Source organism: Streptococcus sp. SCPM-O-B-23252 (M501) (genome assembly GCF_058200355.1).
Map to the genome: position 1 here is coordinate 79,324 of NZ_JBYQGS010000003.1, position 15,640 is coordinate 94,963.

General features: G+C 39.3%; 14 protein-coding genes. All 14 read right to left on the reverse strand.

The genetic code is table 11. From position 1 onward, the window contains the following. Window position 1 precedes the first annotated feature (1 nt). The 14 genes from AC3E6G_RS07700 to cls all read right to left on the reverse strand — a co-directional run bounded on the left by AC3E6G_RS07700 (window position 2) and on the right by cls (window position 15,403). Complete coding sequence (locus AC3E6G_RS07700; protein WP_490700773.1) at window positions 2-1,417, reverse strand: flippase; 1,416 nt, start codon at window positions 1,415-1,417, stop codon at window positions 2-4. Further along, complete coding sequence (locus AC3E6G_RS07705; RefSeq protein WP_490700774.1) at window positions 1,414-2,568, reverse strand: polysaccharide polymerase; 1,155 nt, start codon at window positions 2,566-2,568, stop codon at window positions 1,414-1,416. The genes AC3E6G_RS07700 and AC3E6G_RS07705 overlap by 4 nt, the downstream gene beginning before the upstream one ends. Window positions 2,569-2,601: 33 nt before the next feature. Further along, a complete protein-coding gene (locus AC3E6G_RS07710) occupies window positions 2,602-3,672 on the reverse strand; it encodes a glycosyltransferase family 2 protein (protein ID WP_490700775.1) in 1,071 nt (356 codons plus the stop codon). After that, window positions 3,672-4,637, reverse strand: a complete 966-nt coding sequence (locus AC3E6G_RS07715; RefSeq protein WP_490700776.1) for a DUF6625 family protein — start codon at window positions 4,635-4,637, stop codon at window positions 3,672-3,674. The genes AC3E6G_RS07710 and AC3E6G_RS07715 overlap by 1 nt, the downstream gene beginning before the upstream one ends. Next, window positions 4,634-5,275: a DUF1919 domain-containing protein gene (locus AC3E6G_RS07720; RefSeq protein ID WP_490700777.1), complete on the reverse strand. Its 642-nt coding sequence runs from the start codon at window positions 5,273-5,275 to the stop codon at window positions 4,634-4,636. The genes AC3E6G_RS07715 and AC3E6G_RS07720 overlap by 4 nt, the downstream gene beginning before the upstream one ends. 1 nt (window position 5,276) lies before the next feature. Further along, a complete protein-coding gene (locus AC3E6G_RS07725) occupies window positions 5,277-6,425 on the reverse strand; it encodes a glycosyltransferase family 4 protein (RefSeq protein ID WP_490700778.1) in 1,149 nt (382 codons plus the stop codon). A 2-nt stretch (window positions 6,426-6,427) separates the two neighbouring features. Beyond that, window positions 6,428-7,600 (reverse strand): beta 1-4 rhamnosyltransferase Cps2T, encoded by a 1,173-nt coding sequence (gene cps2T / locus AC3E6G_RS07730; protein ID WP_490700779.1) that lies wholly within the window; start codon window positions 7,598-7,600, stop codon window positions 6,428-6,430. Between the two features lie 37 nt (window positions 7,601-7,637). Further along, window positions 7,638-9,011 carry a sugar transferase gene (locus AC3E6G_RS07735; RefSeq protein ID WP_490700780.1) on the reverse strand — a complete coding sequence of 458 codons (1,374 nt, stop codon included), beginning with the start codon at window positions 9,009-9,011 and terminating at the stop codon, window positions 7,638-7,640. A gap of 19 nt (window positions 9,012-9,030) precedes the next feature. Continuing rightward, complete coding sequence (locus AC3E6G_RS07740; RefSeq protein WP_490700781.1) at window positions 9,031-9,726, reverse strand: tyrosine-protein kinase; 696 nt, start codon at window positions 9,724-9,726, stop codon at window positions 9,031-9,033. Window positions 9,727-9,738: 12 nt separating this feature from the next. Then, window positions 9,739-10,434, reverse strand: coding sequence for a Wzz/FepE/Etk N-terminal domain-containing protein (locus tag AC3E6G_RS07745; protein ID WP_061564484.1), 696 nt, complete (start codon window positions 10,432-10,434; stop codon window positions 9,739-9,741). 42 nt (window positions 10,435-10,476) lie between these two features. Next, the gene (gene cps4B, locus AC3E6G_RS07750) at window positions 10,477-11,208 is read right to left on the reverse strand and encodes a capsular polysaccharide biosynthesis protein Cps4B (RefSeq protein WP_061564485.1); all 732 of its coding nucleotides are present in this window, start codon (window positions 11,206-11,208) and stop codon (window positions 10,477-10,479) included. After that, window positions 11,201-12,679 carry an LCP family glycopolymer transferase CpsA gene (gene cpsA, locus AC3E6G_RS07755; protein ID WP_048690230.1) on the reverse strand — a complete coding sequence of 493 codons (1,479 nt, stop codon included), beginning with the start codon at window positions 12,677-12,679 and terminating at the stop codon, window positions 11,201-11,203. The genes cps4B and cpsA overlap by 8 nt, the downstream gene beginning before the upstream one ends. 171 nt (window positions 12,680-12,850) lie before the next feature. Beyond that, complete coding sequence (locus AC3E6G_RS07760) at window positions 12,851-13,717, reverse strand: hypothetical protein (RefSeq protein ID WP_061564486.1); 867 nt, start codon at window positions 13,715-13,717, stop codon at window positions 12,851-12,853. Window positions 13,718-13,867: 150 nt separating this feature from the next. Next, a complete protein-coding gene (cls, locus tag AC3E6G_RS07765) occupies window positions 13,868-15,403 on the reverse strand; it encodes a cardiolipin synthase (RefSeq protein ID WP_490700782.1) in 1,536 nt (511 codons plus the stop codon). Between the last annotated feature and the right edge of the window lie 237 nt (window positions 15,404-15,640).

Sequence of the window (15,640 nt, forward strand, 5' to 3'; positions counted from 1 at the left end):
CCTATTTTTTTATTAATTGCTGTTTCAACTCTTTCACATTCACTACTTTGAAGAGCAAAATCAAGGTTCCATAGATAACTCCTCCTAGACCAGCATACAGAATGACATTCAGAGTCGGCGAAAGATGGACAATGGATTTGACTAGTAGCAAGAGGCCATACATGAGGCCTGAAGCGAGCACAATCTTTATCATTGAACCCATAATCGGCACTTTTTTAAGATACGTTCGTGTGAAGTAGAGTTGAATCCCCCATACCAAGGCTTCTGTCAACACTGACACAATTGCAGCCCCAATAAAGCCCAGTTTTGGTAGGAAGATCAGGTTCAATCCGACACTGACAATGGCAGGAACAGTTGTCGAAATCATAAATTCTTTGTTTTTATTATGAGGGATTAGAATTTGAATCCCCATGATATTGGTCCATCCGATAAAGAACATTCTAAAAATCATGATGGCAATGGCATAACGCGCATCCTGGAAATCCTTCCCTAGGAAGAATTGAACAAAGTCATCATTGACAATTAGCATGCCGGCAATAATCGGGAAAATGACCAAATTATAAATCAAAAAAGACATTTGGTGCATCTTGTTGACGACCTTGTGGTCCCCTGAGGATAAGAGGCTCGATACACGAGGCAACATGACGCTCCCCAGTGAGGTCACCAATGTCAACAAAATATTGACCAGTTTTAAGGCCTGGTCATAAATCCCTACATCCTTTGTAGATGCAAGAGCTCCGAGCATGGTTCGGTCCAAAGTGACATACAAGGAAATGGCAATTTGCGGTAAAAAGAGTAGAATGACCGGTTTTAAATGCACCCGTGCATAAGCCAAATCAAAATGGGCTTTCCCAATAAATTCACGAGCGGGTAGCCACATACTGAGCTGGCCTAAGAGCTCAAAAATCGTTAGTAAGAATACATAGAGATAAAGATCATTGGCAGATCTTACAAACAAGAAGATGGAGATGACTCCAACCAGTTTGACCGTGATATTCCGAATCGTAATCTTGCGGAAGTCCTCTAACCCCTGAAAGAGCCAGGAAATATCAAGCCCTTTTGATACTAAGCTAAGACCTAAGATATAGGCCACAGGATTTTGCATGGAAGATAGGGTCACACATAAAAGAACATAGAGGGTAAGGGATAAAACCGTAGCCCCCAACTGGAGAGTATAAATCCCCCAGAAATTCTTTTGGATGTCTTTCCGGTGTCCTGAGATCTCCTTGGTTCCATAATTAGCCACTCCTAGGGTCGCCAAAAGAATAAAGTAGGTGACAATGGAGTTGAAATAGCCGTAAGTCCCTAAGTCATCTGAACTAAAAACCCGTGTCACATAAGGGGTGGTGATAATCGGCAAGATAATCACCAGTAACTGGTAGGAGAGATTATAGGCGTAATTTTTAAGAACTTTCATGATAATTCAATTCTATCTTTTGTTTTGTATTGAATTGGCAAAAGACTAGCAAAAAGTGTAAATATAAAAATATTATATCCTGGTCTTATCCAAAAAGCTTCAATCATACAATTGATTGTAATAAGAGACAATAAGGCCAAGAATAAAAACATACCTTGTTTATACAACCTTTTTGATGCAAAAACATAAATAAATACCAGTAATACAACAGGAACAACTCCGTAGTAGAACAACATTTGGATATAAGAGGAATCTACATAATTGTAACTGTATACTGACTCTGTGCTACCGCCATATCCAATAAACTTAACTCCAGTTGTTCCAAATAAATGTATGCCATAGGTATCTATTGCATTTTTCCCTAAAAACAACCTCATACTGAATAAGTTGTTCAAACTCACAAATAACGAAGAAGACCAGGTAAAGAAATATGTCAAATAAAACATTAGGAAAGAAAAAACCGCTGCAGAATAAGGTAGAATCCCATAAATTTTTAATTTTCTTTCTTTAGTAACATACATTACAATAAAAATGACAGTTGCCACAAGTACAGAAAGGGCATTTAGCCTAGCATCACAAAATTTGATAATGAAAAATGCCAAACTAAGGCCTACCAAAGTTCGTAGTACGATGAGCCTCTTACGTAGTACATATCCCCAAGCAATAAATAAATAAAAACAGTGAGACGCAAAGTCAGTTGGATAAATGAAGCCAAAGGAATTTCTAATCACAAAGCCTGACGAACGGATCTGGGCAAACTGTAAATTTGGAACAACTCCCAAAATTGAAAGTAAGAAAACTCCTAACACTATCGCTCCTGATACAATAACGTATGTTTTTAATATAACATCAATATCTGCATCATATAATAACAAAATCAATAATGAATAAAGTAGGAAATTAGTCCCACCTGTATGCATAAATACGATAGAACTTGTTACTAGTAATAAAATAACAGTTAAGATATAAAAGAAAGTGAATTTTTTTATATATAAAAATCTAAAACATAATAATAATGAAAAACAGATTAATAAAATAACCGGAAGATTTGGTATCGTTCTGTTTAACATTGTTGTCATAAGAGTATCGTACCCAACAATAAGGGTCAATACTAGAATAACCAAAAGGTTCTCAAACTTAATTTTTAACATAATACCCTTTTACTATTTTTAAGAAAAGCTAATTTATTTAAAAGCAATTTTACGTAAAATTGGATTCATTTTCATTTTTTCAATAAAGATGACTGCCCGAAATTTTTTTTTGGTGAGAAGATCAATACTCAATCTTCTAAGAAAAGAAGAAATATTTCGCTGTCTCAATAACGTCTTATAAGACCCAATAATTTGATTCCTGTTTCCTGAAAAAATATCGTAAAAAGCTTTATTATCGATAATAGATCGCAGTAATTCTATCTTTTCTTTCCTTCTCGCATTTAAATTAGAAATTTGAAAGGTTGCACTTACAATGATTTTTGTCTTAATTTCTTGAATTAATGTAGCCTCTTCTATTTGGAACTTCTTTAGTAATTTTTGCAATACTTGAAGTTCATCTAATTGTATTTCGATTCTTCTAGGATGAAAACTGGTCAATGCTGAACCCCTTCTACCAGCAATGTAATTATAGAGTGTAGAATCAATAAATAGAATGGTATTTAAATGTCGATAAACTTGAAAATTGAATAAAGTATCTTCTCCTATTTGTTTACTAGGAAACTTAATATCGTATTTTAAAATAAATGTCTTGTTATAGATTCTTGACCAAACATTATACATCATATCAGTTTTGAATAACTCAATAAATTCATTTCTAAACTCATTTTTTCCAAGAAGACCACAATGCGTATAAGAATGAGGGCGACAAGACAATATAGTGTTCTTGTTTTCTTTAATTTCATTGTAGCCAAAACAAAGAACATCCCATTTTTGTTTTAGATCAGAAGATATCTTTTCAAAGAAATTATCTGACAAAAAATCATCCGGATCCATAAAATATAAATAATTTCCCCTTGATAATGAAATACCTAGATTCCTAGCTTCTGCCACTCCGTTGTTTTCAATGTGACTAACAAAAACATTCGGAAATTTTTTTTGGTACTCATCACAAATCGTACCACTTTTATCACTTGAACCATCATCAATTAGCAGAATTTCATATGTGATTGATGACGGTTGCAAAAGTATTGAATCTAGCCCTCTTCTTAAATAATTTTCAACATTATATACTGGAACAATAATGCTCAAATCTATATTATTCATTAACTCTTCATCCTAAATTTATGACGAATAAAATCTAATGTCCATTTTTCTCTCTTAAATTTCTTAAAAAATGTTGATTTAACATAATCCCAATAGAATTTATTCTTTGTTAGTTCTTCAATCTCTTGTATAGAAATTTTATCTCCAACAACTAGTCGGTTAGGTATAACATAAAATGAATCGGCGACCTCAAACTCTGGACATTCAATTACTCTTTTTTGAAAATGTGCATATAATGGATGTTTGACGACTAGCTTTTTGTCTTTAATTTCAATACTCTCAAGGCCATTCTTTTCTGACCAAAAATAATAACGTTTAGGCTCAACTTCACCATATTCTCTGAATGAAAAATGACTAATATCAATATCATCAAAGAATTTATCTTGCAATTGATCAAAACCTGATTTTTCAAACAGAACTTGAATACCGTCTGCCTCATCAAAAATAAAATTTTGCTCATTAGCGAAGACATTATGATAATCTAATCGATAGTTTAAACATTGACCAGACATAAATACATGATTAACTTCTTGTGAATTTTTAAATATTTGTAGATGACCTAAAAGACCATATCGAGCATAGTCATTCTTAAAAAAGCTATGTTCTTCTAGAAATTGAAAAATATCACCAAGTAAGACATCTGTATCACAAAATCCCCAGTAGTCATATCCCTTCAACTCTTCTTCAAAGATAAGCCCATAAGCAACTTTATAGTCACATAATTTATAAGGCGTTTTGAGAGAGATTTTAAAATCAAACTTAGACTGGACTTTTTTTCTTAAATCATCAAACGAAAGAGTCTTAAATGCAATATTATCAGCGTTCAAAACTTCAAATTGGTCAACATTTTGATCCGTATAAATTAAGAAATCAATTTTTTGATTACGTTTAGCAGTCAACAAAAAATAAGGAAAAAAGGTTGGAAGTTTTCCAAAATATGGAATAATTAGTCTTATCTTTTTCATTTAGTTAAATCCTCTCCACCCTTATTCAACCAAGTTACAACATTAAAATAGCGATGATACGTTTTCAAGTCGATGCCAACGTGTCCTTGCTTTTCAGCTGATTTGAAATGAACTAAGGAAGGTAAATCACTATAATTCTTTGAAGAGAAGATAACCTTACTCTTATATGGAAGCTTTTCGAACTCTTTCATCAATTCATAAGTACAAGCATCATTATCATTGAACTTGAAATACAAATTATCCCAATGAATTCTTTCCAAACGGCGGTTCCATTTCTGAGTTGCTTCTTCCTCATCTTCATAATGCAGAAAATGAAGTTCGATATCATCAAGAAGTGCTAGAGGATAGGCATTATCAAAGTCTTTGATATATTTTGATTCCTTTACAAATTTCAAGGAGATATTTCCACTCAAATAATGTTTTAAATTCTTGAGGATCTTTATGTAATCAGGAGAGAAGACAAACATCCCTACAAATGGTGTTTGGTAAGGCAGGCCCAATTCTTGATAGACTTTTCCAGCCCAACAATTATCACATATGATCGTAAAATTTTTATTCTTGAGTCTTCGTCTAGGAATAAAATTAATAATTGGATAAACGATTGGTTTTAATTTATTCTTAATTGTTTCAGTATTCATCTTAGTATTTCTTATATAGCTCTGAGAAATTCCGAATATAACTTTGTAATGAGAAGAATTCTTTTTGACGTTGAACAGAGGCCTCACCAAATTGCTCTCTCTTCTCGGTATTGTCAGCCAATTCTTGAATAGCTTTTGACAACTCTTCAGGTTCATTTGGTGTGGCGAGAAGGCCGTTTTCACCTTCCTTGACCATTTCACAGACACCGCCATGACGGTAACCCACTACAGGTTTACCACAAGCCATAGCTTCTAGTACGACTGTTGGTAGAGGATCTGGATTGGTACTTGGCAAGACAAAGATATCAAACATATTATAGAGATCTGTCGTCTTGCTATAATAGTCGATACGCTTGATTTGTCTAGCTACTGGTGAGGCTGATATAGTTTTTTCCAGCTCATCCACGCGCCACTCTTCCCCCTCAAATGCACTACCTGCTAAAAAGACCACTGCTTTTGGATTGGCCTGTAAGATTGGAGTAACAGCTTCTAGGAAGTCGCCTTGCCCTTTCCAAGCATTCACCCGACCAACCATACCGATAACCAAAGCATCCTGTGCAATTCCAAATTGATCACGAACAGCGCTAGCATCGATTTTATGATAGACGGCATTGTCGACCCCATTATAAATAACTTGAACTTGGCCATCCTTGACATAGCGAGACTGTTTGACATGATTAGCAACGGCATTTGAAACTGTCACAATCTTATCCGCATAGCGCCCCATCAAAAAGTTGATAAAATCTGAAATAGCTTTTGGTTTGACGATAATTTCGTGCACATGCCAAATCAAAGGAAGTTTTAACTTCCGCTTGAGGTAAATTCCTTCAAGAACCGCTGTGGTGTTGTTGTGAACAAGGGTAATCCCATTTTCTTTAGCATATTGAACAATCTGTTTGGAGTAACGGTTATAAGAGCCAAAGTACTCAAGAATCCCTTTTGGATTAAAATATTTACGGCGTAAGATTGGGTAATCAATGACCTTAACCTTAGCTCCAACCTCTTCCAATGCACCAACTAAGACACCATTATTGGGTAAGATCACATGTGTCTCAAAAGCATCTTTATCCAATCCTTTAATAAGCTCCAACAAAACCTTGTCAGCGCCGTACATTTCAGCACCAGCGTGAAGGTATAAAATTTTCTGCATGTTTATCCCTTAAACTCTTTCTCATAATCAGCTACGATCTTCTCCCAAGTGAAGGCTTTTGCGATGCGTCGGCTTGATTTCTCATTGAGGGCTTCAATTGCTTGAGCGTCTAATTGCTCAGCCTCATTGATGACCCTTGCCAACTGGTCTTTGGCCCAATAAAGAGCCCCGTCTTCTCCCACTTCTCGGTTGAAACCAACATCTAACAACAAGTTGAGCTTGGTTGATTCCAAAGCTTCAAGAAGTGAGGGGTTGGTCCCGCCTACCTCATGACCATGGAAATAAGCAAAAGCATTCTCACGAATGTATTTGAGCAATTCTTGATCATAGACAGTCCCTACAAACTTCACTCGAGGATCTTGATCAAATCCAGTATCTTTACGCAACTGTTCATAAAACTTGTTTTGTTCCACATTGGTAATCAGGACAAAATCTTTCTGAGAGTTTGACCGCATAAAACCACGAATCATGGCCTCATAGTTATTTTCAGGTACAAAACGTCCCACGACAAGATAGTAATTTCCTTCGGAGACTTGCTTATCTGCAAACCATGTCCGTACTTTCTCGTCCTCTTTGTTCAGGATAGACTTGCTTGTATCCGTTCCATAGGCGATATAGGTCGTCTGTGGCTGATACTTAGCGTAATCCTTCTGAATATAAGCCTCGATATTCTTGCTATCACAGATCAATAAATCGGCGTGTTTAACCATGAGTTGTTCAGAAAACTTCCAGTATTTACGGACTGGAAGACTCCATTTCGCACGAAGCCATTCATGTCCGTCCGGATTGACCATCAGAGTCCCTCCGATTGCCTTGATTTTCTTTTTTATCCTTGAAATAAAGGGACCAATTCGACATGCCAAGACATAGAAGATTGGTGCTTGATCCTTGTTTTCTTTTGCGATTTCAATAGCTTTATTGAGCGCTACAATATCATAAGCAATAGCACGTGCAGGACCGATATTAGGGACATCAATGTTGTAGCAAATTGCACCGTTATGTTCAAAAGTATCTGCAGTAATCCCTGATTTTGCAGAATTCTCCCGCATACATGCCACATAGTACTGAATCTCTTGATCCTGTTGGCACTCTGTCAGCTTTTCGACAAAAGTTTCAAAACCACCATATTTCGCTGGAATTCCCTTAGAACCAACGATATAAACTGACTGTTTCATTTTTCTCCTTACATGGAAAGGACGAAGCAGGAATTTCCTACTTCGCTCCATCTCGTTTAAATACAACTTTGATCGTTTTCAGCAAGATTTTAACATCTGACCAGATGGTCCAGTCATCGATATAGGACACATCTAAGCGAACCACTTCATCAAAGTCTGTAATTTCGCTACGTCCACTCACTTGCCAAAGCCCTGTAATTCCAGGTTTGAAACTCAAACGACGTTTTTGTTCTGGAGTATACTTCTCATACTCATCCACTGTTGGAGGACGGGTTCCAACTAGGCTCATATCACCTTTTAGGACATTAAAGAATTGGGGCAGCTCATCCAGACTGGTCTTGCGGATAAAGCGGCCAATCGGCGTAATCCGAGGATCATTATCCATCTTGAACATCCCACCGGTCATGGTGTTTTGATCCATCAATTCTTTTTTCCGTTCTTCTGCATCGACATACATGGAACGGAACTTATAAAACTTGAAATAGCGGCCATTTTTCCCGACCCGCTTTTGGGCGAAAATAGCCGGTCCTCCATCCTTGCGAATCAAAGGCACCAATACAATCGCCACCAAGCCGCATAAGAGCAAGCCCACCAAAGAACCACAGATATCAATCACACGTTTTGCAGTCACGTGGCTCGGTTTGTAGAAGTTGGTCGAGAAGGTGACGACATTGAGTCCAGCCACTTCTCGAATCCGTTTATTGCCGGCAAAGTTTAAGTCAAAAGCATTGAGGTTGACAGTAACATCGATCCCCATGGTCTCAAACTGTGAGACATACTCCCCAATATCATACTCTTCACTCGGAAGATTAATAAAAACTTCATCAACCACTTCATAGGTCGCATAGGTCAACAGCTCTTCCTTTGGAACAACCCGAACAGAGGGGTGCTGAAAATCTGGCCGGTCCAATACTGTCACCGCGACCACTTCCCCACCGCTATCATTTGACGAAAGAAGTCGATCCAGAACTTTATCCAGACGAGAATGAGCTGTAATCAAGAGAATCTTGTGACTTCCTTTGAGACTGTAATAGAAGCGACGCCAATACCGTTTAATGAAGTAATTCATTAAATAAAGGACAAGAGTCAGAAGAACTAGAAAATAAACCATCCCCCGGCGGGAGAGGGAGAACTTCTCCTCCAAAAAGAAGCTCGAAAAACTGATGGCTAGCGCGAAGCACAAGCTGTATTTCAAAGTTTGTAAGAATTCAACTAGATGCCCACGTTTGAAATAATCTTGGTTGTAATCGCTGACGTAGAAAGCTACGAAATGCAATAAATACAGATAGAAAATTGTATTAGAGTGGATTTCTGTCTCTGTCACAAAACTAAACAAATAAGCCACAACTAAGACTGGTAAGCTTTGGACAAAGGCCAAAGCAAATTTGTGAAATCCCCTTCCTTCTGTCATAATATCCCGATCCTATTCTTTATCTTTTTTTCCCGTAATTGCCATAGTTCCCGTAATTACCGTAGGAACCATATTTTTCTAATTGAACATCAAATTTATTGAGGACCACGCCTAGGAATGGTGTTCCTGTCTGCTCCAGTTGTTCTTTAGCTTTTTGTACTGCCTTGCGACTCACAGCTCCTGATGCCGTCACGACCAAGCTTCCATCACAGCGTTGAGCGATAATAGCCGCATCAATGACCATCCCAATCGGAGGTGTATCAACGATGATGTAGTCGTAGTGATTGCGAAGCGCCTCAATGATGACTTCGAAGTTTTTACTTTGCAAGAGACCCGTTGGATTTGGAGAAACCTGCCCTGACAGGAGCACATCCAGTTTTGGATAATCTGTCGTCGCAATTGCTTGCGAAATCTCACTCTTCCCAGAAAGTACTTCTGTCAAACCAGCAACACGACCTTGGCTCTTGAAGACACCTGTCATGACCGAGTTACGGATATCCGCATCGATCAACAAGGTACGATAGCCCGCACGCGCAAAGGCTGTCGCCAAATTCGTAGAAATGGTTGATTTTCCTTCGTTTGGTTGCACAGATGAGATGGCAACAACCTTAATATTGGTCCCACTCAACTGAATATTGGTACTCAAGGCATTAAAATACTCTTCAGCCTGAGTCATCGCTGCTAATTTGCTTTTTACAATTTCTAAGGTTGCCATGAATTCTCCCTCTTACAGTTTCTTCACACTAGGGATCACACCTAATAGAGTGATGCCCATCACTTCTTCGACATCTTCTGGTTTCTTCACACGGTCATCCAATACCTCTGACAAGATCACCAGGATGGAAATCAAGACACCCCCAAGGACAAAGCCAATAACGACATTTCGCTTAATATTTGGTGAAGAAGGGTTTTGCGGTACGACAGCCTCATCCAAAGTCGTCACGTCAGATACCTTGGTTACAGCGATAATTTTTTCGGCCGCTACATCTTTCAATCCATTCGCGATCCGAGCTGCTTCTTGTGGATCTGGGTCTGATGCTGTGATGGACAAAATCCGAGTATCCGCTGGAACTGCCACTGAGACTTTCTTAGCAAGCTCTGCTGGAGTCATTTCCAACTTCAACTCTTCGATGGCTTGGTTCAAGACATTTTGAGAAAGGATGATCTCGCGATAGTCTTTAACCAAGTAGGATCCCGCTTGAAGATCTTGGTTGGTCAAGGCATTGTTTTCTTGATTCTGACGGCTGACTACGTAGATACGGCTGGTACTTTGGTAGATCTTTTTCGCTACAAAAGCGCTGTAGCCTAGGGCTCCAATCGCAAACAACAAGGCCGTAATGATAATTGAGAATTTACGACGCCATAAGGTTTTAAAGAGGGAGACCACATCCAATTCGATCTCTTTGCTCTCTTGGTTTTTCATATTCACTTTCTCCTTTTCAATCTCCGTGATGGAACTTGATGATTAAAACAATTCGTCATCCAATAATGTTTGCTGATTTTCAACAAAAAGGGCACGCGCCCGGTCACTGCCGTAGCGTTTTTCAATCAACTGATAAGCCTGGTCCATGTATGGAGGGCGCTGATCAACATTGTGCATATCGCTGGCAACAAAATGGACCAAGTCCTTGTCCAAGAAATATTGGGCACGATGTTTCATGAACTTATAGCGATCACCAAACAACTTCGGCTTGAGGACACTCGAACTATTGATCTGGGTATAGCATCCCATTCGGATTAATTCCCGCACCCGTTTTTCATTTTTTTCCAAACAGTGGTAGCGTTCAATGTGGGCAACCACCGGAGTCACTCCTAAGCGCAAAACTGCACTTAAGGCCTGGTGAATCTCCTTGTAGGGGGTCGCCATACTAAACTCGATCAAGGCAAAGCTGGTTTCAGCAAGCGTTGGAATAGTCCCAGCTTCCAGTTTTTCAAGAATATCTCGCGTATAATAGATTTCTGCTCCAAAATGCAAGGTCATTTCCGGTAGATAGGTCGCCACCATCTCTTTTACTGCTAAGTAGTTTTGATAGATCTTTTCTTCTGGGGTTTCAAACATCCCTTTCCGACGATGGGACGTCGAAACGATGGTACGAACCCCCTGACGGTAGCTTTCCTCGATGAGGAGTTTGCTATCCTCAATCGTCTTTGGTCCATCATCCACATCAAAGACAATGTGTGAATGAATATCAATCATTGTTTTTTCCTTCCATGGTTTGGTTTATCTTTTCTTTGGCTTGTGCCACGCTATCAGCATTCAACTCCATCATGTAAAGAGCAGATCCTGGCATCGCATATGAAGGCAAGTCATTTCGTCCTTGTCCAGTGACAGCTTGTGAAGTCACCTTGTAGCTTCCACCAGTCTCCAACTGTGTATTGACCAAATTCATAATGGTTGGCAAGGGCATATTGGTTTGCAAGGAATCTTGTAAACCAGAAACGATTTCGTTGTAATTGCTCAATGCTTTGGTCGATGTTAATTTATGGATAATGGCTGCGATGACTTTTTCTTGGTTCTTCCCACGGTCGTTGTCTCCACCTTCGAGAGAGTAGCGTTCACGGACAAAGCCAAGAGCTTGTTCCGAATCCAAGTGGACTTTTCCTACAGGGAAGTGGTAGTTCCCGTGTAGACTTGTAAACTCTTGATCATTTTCTACATCAATCCCTCCGACGAGGTCGACAAGCTTTAAGAAAGAAGTGAAATTCAAGCGGACATAGTAGTCAATCTTGATGTCGTACAGATTTTCTAAGGTATGAATAGACGCATCTACTCCGTAAATCCCAGCGTGGGTCAATTTATCCCCTTGGTTGTTCCCACCATCTGCGATCGGTACATAGGCGTCACGCGGAGTCGTGGTCAGCAAGACTTGCTTGGTCTTTCGATTGACCGTCATGATAATATTGACATCAGATCGAGAAACCGAAGTGACTGGGCCATAGGTGTCAATCCCACTGACATAGATGTTAAAGGTATCCGCATTGGCATCCGCCTTTGCCTTGGTTTCCACTTGGCGACGGATCTTGTAAGAATAGATTTTCTTTAATTTTTTCGCGTAGTCAGCATCCACACTGGCAATGGTATCTTCAAAGGTACTATTCAAAGCAATGGCTTGTGTCTTATCTTCTTGTAGGGCCTGGTAGGCTGCCACGTAAGATTCCACATCTTCGATGGTCAAGTCATGCTGGCGCGTTTTCTTCACTTCCTCTACCAAGGCTAGAAGATCATCTGCATTATTATTCCCCGTAGGCGCTGCTACACTGCTGATTTCTTTGATATCTTGGATTGGACTATCTGCTTTGACATAGACAGCCATTTCAAATTCCGTATAGTTGGCATTTCGGTTCACATTTCCAGCGACATCGACCAATTGCTGGGTAACAAATGTCCCCACGGAGGTCCCTAGCAAGCCTAAAACCAATAAAAATAGCGTCGTCTTTTTAGCCTTGCCTGCAAGGATCAAACCCAAGGTTAAAAAAAGTCCGCCAATTAACAATACCGTCACAAGAATATTCAAATAACGGAAAGCTAGGATATTGTAGCTAAAGACATTATAAAGAAAGAGCCCAGCTACAAGTAGCGTTAAAACCCAGAGACCACTATTTACAATGCGTAGCTGATCCCAACCGCTTGTTCTATTTGAATGTTTGTTTTTTCTACTTCGATTCATTTTATCCCCCATACTATTTTCTTAAATATTATAACATAAAATTGGCCTACAGATCAGAATCTATGCCCATTTCTCCACTATTAATTTTATACTATTCCTAACTTTCTGTACAGTAACATAAGAAAAAATGAGCAAATAAAAAAGGTGAGTTTCCTCACCTTTTTTATAGGTTTATACTTTATCTTTTGAGGTTGAACTTGTATCTGAATCCTTGCTAGTCGAAGAATCACTCTTTGAAGAATTGCTTCCTTTACGAGTTTCAGCTCCATCAGCAGAGTATTCGTTTACAAAGATTTCCTTACGTAGTTCAAGGAAGCTTTCATCACTAAGGATATAACGCCCTTCTTTGGTTTTTGTCAATTCCAAAGTGTACTCACGTGGTTCGATGTACCCAAAATCTTCGTTCAAACGATCAAAGGCATAGTAGAACAAGAAGTTGTTCAATAAAGACAAACGTTTTTCCAGATCTGGATCTGTGTTGTCTTCTAATTTTTTAACATCTTCAATTCCGTTTTCAAACAGACTAGATTTTGCGCGGTTGATCAAGTTAGCCAAGTCACGTGTTGCAATTGCACGAGATTTGAAGGTAACCGTCGCAATATCTCCTTCGTCTTCAACCTTGGTGATTTCATAGTCATCACCGATCGTTGCTAACACTTTGAAACGAGCTTGGTCAAACAATTCCAAGATTTTTTCTGGAGTGAATGTTTCAGTTGTGAGTTCAAGTGTGTAGTTTTCTGCTGGTAAATATTTTGATGCATTTTCATCGACAAATTTTTCGGTGATTTGTTTTTTCCACTTGTCAACTGATGTACCCATCAAAGTTGTGAAACCAGAAGAATGATCTGTAAAGATGGCACGAAGAATAATATCCCCATCTTTTTCAATTTGTTTTTTTGTCTTTTCTTCTTTTGATTCACTAGATTGTTCTACTTTATCCTCTTTAGTTTGAGGTTTTTCAACAACTGGTTTTGATGAACAAGCTACTAACATCAATAAACAGGCTGGTAAAACACCATATTTTACAAGCTTTTTCATAAGTTCTCCTTATTTTTTATAGATTATGTTCATTATATCAAAAATTACCCTTTGAGAATTCTCAGATAAGTGTATGTAAACAAATTGTAATATTTCATTACACACTTCACACCAACAAGCCCTCCTTCCCCTAAGAAGGGCTCAATTCGCCTATAACATTGGTGCAAACAACTGCATAATCTCTTTGATCAAATGCTGGTACCAGGTAATCCGGAAAGTGTCTAGCTTGATTTGCTGAGATACAGAGAAAATCTCTTCAAAGTCTGATCGTATCTTGATCAATTCTGGACTTCGATACATCCAGACAGCATTCTCATAGTGGTGTACTAGGCTCCGATAGTCAAAGTTGATGGTCCCGACTACTGCGACTTCATCGTCGGCCAATACTTGCTTGCTATGGATAAAGCCTGGGGTGTATTCATAGATTTTCACCCCTGCTTCCATCAGGTCTGGATAAGCCCCTCGTGTAACGATTTGGATCAATTTTTTATCCGGAATGAAAGGGGTCACGATGCGTACATCGACACCACGGAGAGCCGCATTTCGAATATCTTCCGTCAAATCATAATCAATGATTAAATAAGGGGTCGTAATGTAGACATAGTCTGTTGCCTGATTGATGATATTCTGGTACACAGACTTACCAACCTGGGACTTGTAGATGGGTTTCGGTCCACTCCCAAAGGGGATATAGAAGCCTTCTCCATCTACCGCTTGGTTTTCCATATGGTATTTATCGAAATCTTCAATCTCTCCCTGGTTGATGTACCAGTTCATGAGAAAGAGTCGCGTCAAGGCCTTGACAGCTCGACCGTCCAAGCGCACTGCACTATCCTTCCAATGACCGAAGCGTTCTCTCTGGTTGATATACTCATCCGCTAGGTTAACGCCACCTGTATAGCCAATCTGGCCATCAATGACCAAGATCTTGCGGTGGTCTCGATTATTATAAGCCACCGTCAATCGTGGCACCACCTTGTTAAATTTATGGGCATCAATGCCTAACTTGCGCAAGCGTCTGGTGTAGTTTCCCTTCAGGGTCGCCATACAGCCAATATCATCGTAGAGCAGCTTCACTTCGACCCCTTCTTTGACTTTTTCAAGTAGGATATCTAGGATACTATTCCACATCAGGCCTTCCTCGATGATGTAGAATTCGAGAAAGATAAATTTCTTAGCTGAGCGCAAATCCTCCAACAATTGCGGGAGCATCTGATCCCCTAGCGGGAAGAAAGTCGAAGCCGTCCCGTTGTACAGGTCTGCATTGTGGTCCATGGATAGAATAGACTTGACCATCCCATAGACGCTCTTACTCTCTTCTTTCAATTGCAGGCGAAGCTTGTGGCTGTTGTCCTCACGGAAATTCATGGATTCCATATTTTCCAACTGGACCATTTCTTTTTTGGACAGGCGCCGCTCCCCAAACATGAGGTAAAGAAGGGAACCAAAAACGGGGATGACGGCAATTAAGAGCCAGGTCACCTTACTCTCTGGAGGCATATTCCGGTTAACAATCGCCAAAATGGTCGAGATATACAAGAGGACCATGATGGTGACAGACATCCAATTGGGGAACCATTCATTTAGCCAAAAGAAGGCTGCAAAGGACAACCAGAGTTCAAACCCCATAAAGAGGATACTGAACCCATATTTGGACATTAACAATCGAATTTTTCGAAAACTCACCCTCGTTCTCCTTATTTTCTAATCCCTACTAGTATACCAGTTCTAAGAAGAGAGCGCAAACCCGATAAAGCGAAAAAAGAGGCTGGGACAAAAGTCCTAGCCTCTCAATTGTATTTGGATTATCGAGCAAGACGCAGTGGTTGAGTGGGCTCTACTACGCTGATTTCATCAGCTTTTACAGCCCTACTCAACTGTGCGGAGGTGGGACGACAAAATCGAATTCTAAAGAATTACCGA

What these genes read in the sequence shown, in the direction of transcription:
- AC3E6G_RS07700 (WP_490700773.1), bottom strand. Translation starts at nt 1,417, where the DNA reads ATGAAAGTTCTTAAAAATTACGCCTATAATCTCTCCTACCAGTTACTG.
- AC3E6G_RS07705 (WP_490700774.1), bottom strand. Translation starts at nt 2,568, where the DNA reads ATGTTAAAAATTAAGTTTGAGAACCTTTTGGTTATTCTAGTATTGACC.
- AC3E6G_RS07710 (WP_490700775.1), bottom strand. Translation starts at nt 3,672, where the DNA reads ATGAATAATATAGATTTGAGCATTATTGTTCCAGTATATAATGTTGAA.
- AC3E6G_RS07715 (WP_490700776.1), bottom strand. Translation starts at nt 4,637, where the DNA reads ATGAAAAAGATAAGACTAATTATTCCATATTTTGGAAAACTTCCAACC.
- AC3E6G_RS07720 (WP_490700777.1), bottom strand. Translation starts at nt 5,275, where the DNA reads ATGAATACTGAAACAATTAAGAATAAATTAAAACCAATCGTTTATCCA.
- AC3E6G_RS07725 (WP_490700778.1), bottom strand. Translation starts at nt 6,425, where the DNA reads ATGCAGAAAATTTTATACCTTCACGCTGGTGCTGAAATGTACGGCGCT.
- cps2T (WP_490700779.1), bottom strand. Translation starts at nt 7,600, where the DNA reads ATGAAACAGTCAGTTTATATCGTTGGTTCTAAGGGAATTCCAGCGAAA.
- AC3E6G_RS07735 (WP_490700780.1), bottom strand. Translation starts at nt 9,011, where the DNA reads ATGACAGAAGGAAGGGGATTTCACAAATTTGCTTTGGCCTTTGTCCAA.
- AC3E6G_RS07740 (WP_490700781.1), bottom strand. Translation starts at nt 9,726, where the DNA reads ATGGCAACCTTAGAAATTGTAAAAAGCAAATTAGCAGCGATGACTCAG.
- AC3E6G_RS07745 (WP_061564484.1), bottom strand. Translation starts at nt 10,434, where the DNA reads ATGAAAAACCAAGAGAGCAAAGAGATCGAATTGGATGTGGTCTCCCTC.
- cps4B (WP_061564485.1), bottom strand. Translation starts at nt 11,208, where the DNA reads ATGATTGATATTCATTCACACATTGTCTTTGATGTGGATGATGGACCA.
- cpsA (WP_048690230.1), bottom strand. Translation starts at nt 12,679, where the DNA reads ATGAATCGAAGTAGAAAAAACAAACATTCAAATAGAACAAGCGGTTGG.
- AC3E6G_RS07760 (WP_061564486.1), bottom strand. Translation starts at nt 13,717, where the DNA reads ATGAAAAAGCTTGTAAAATATGGTGTTTTACCAGCCTGTTTATTGATG.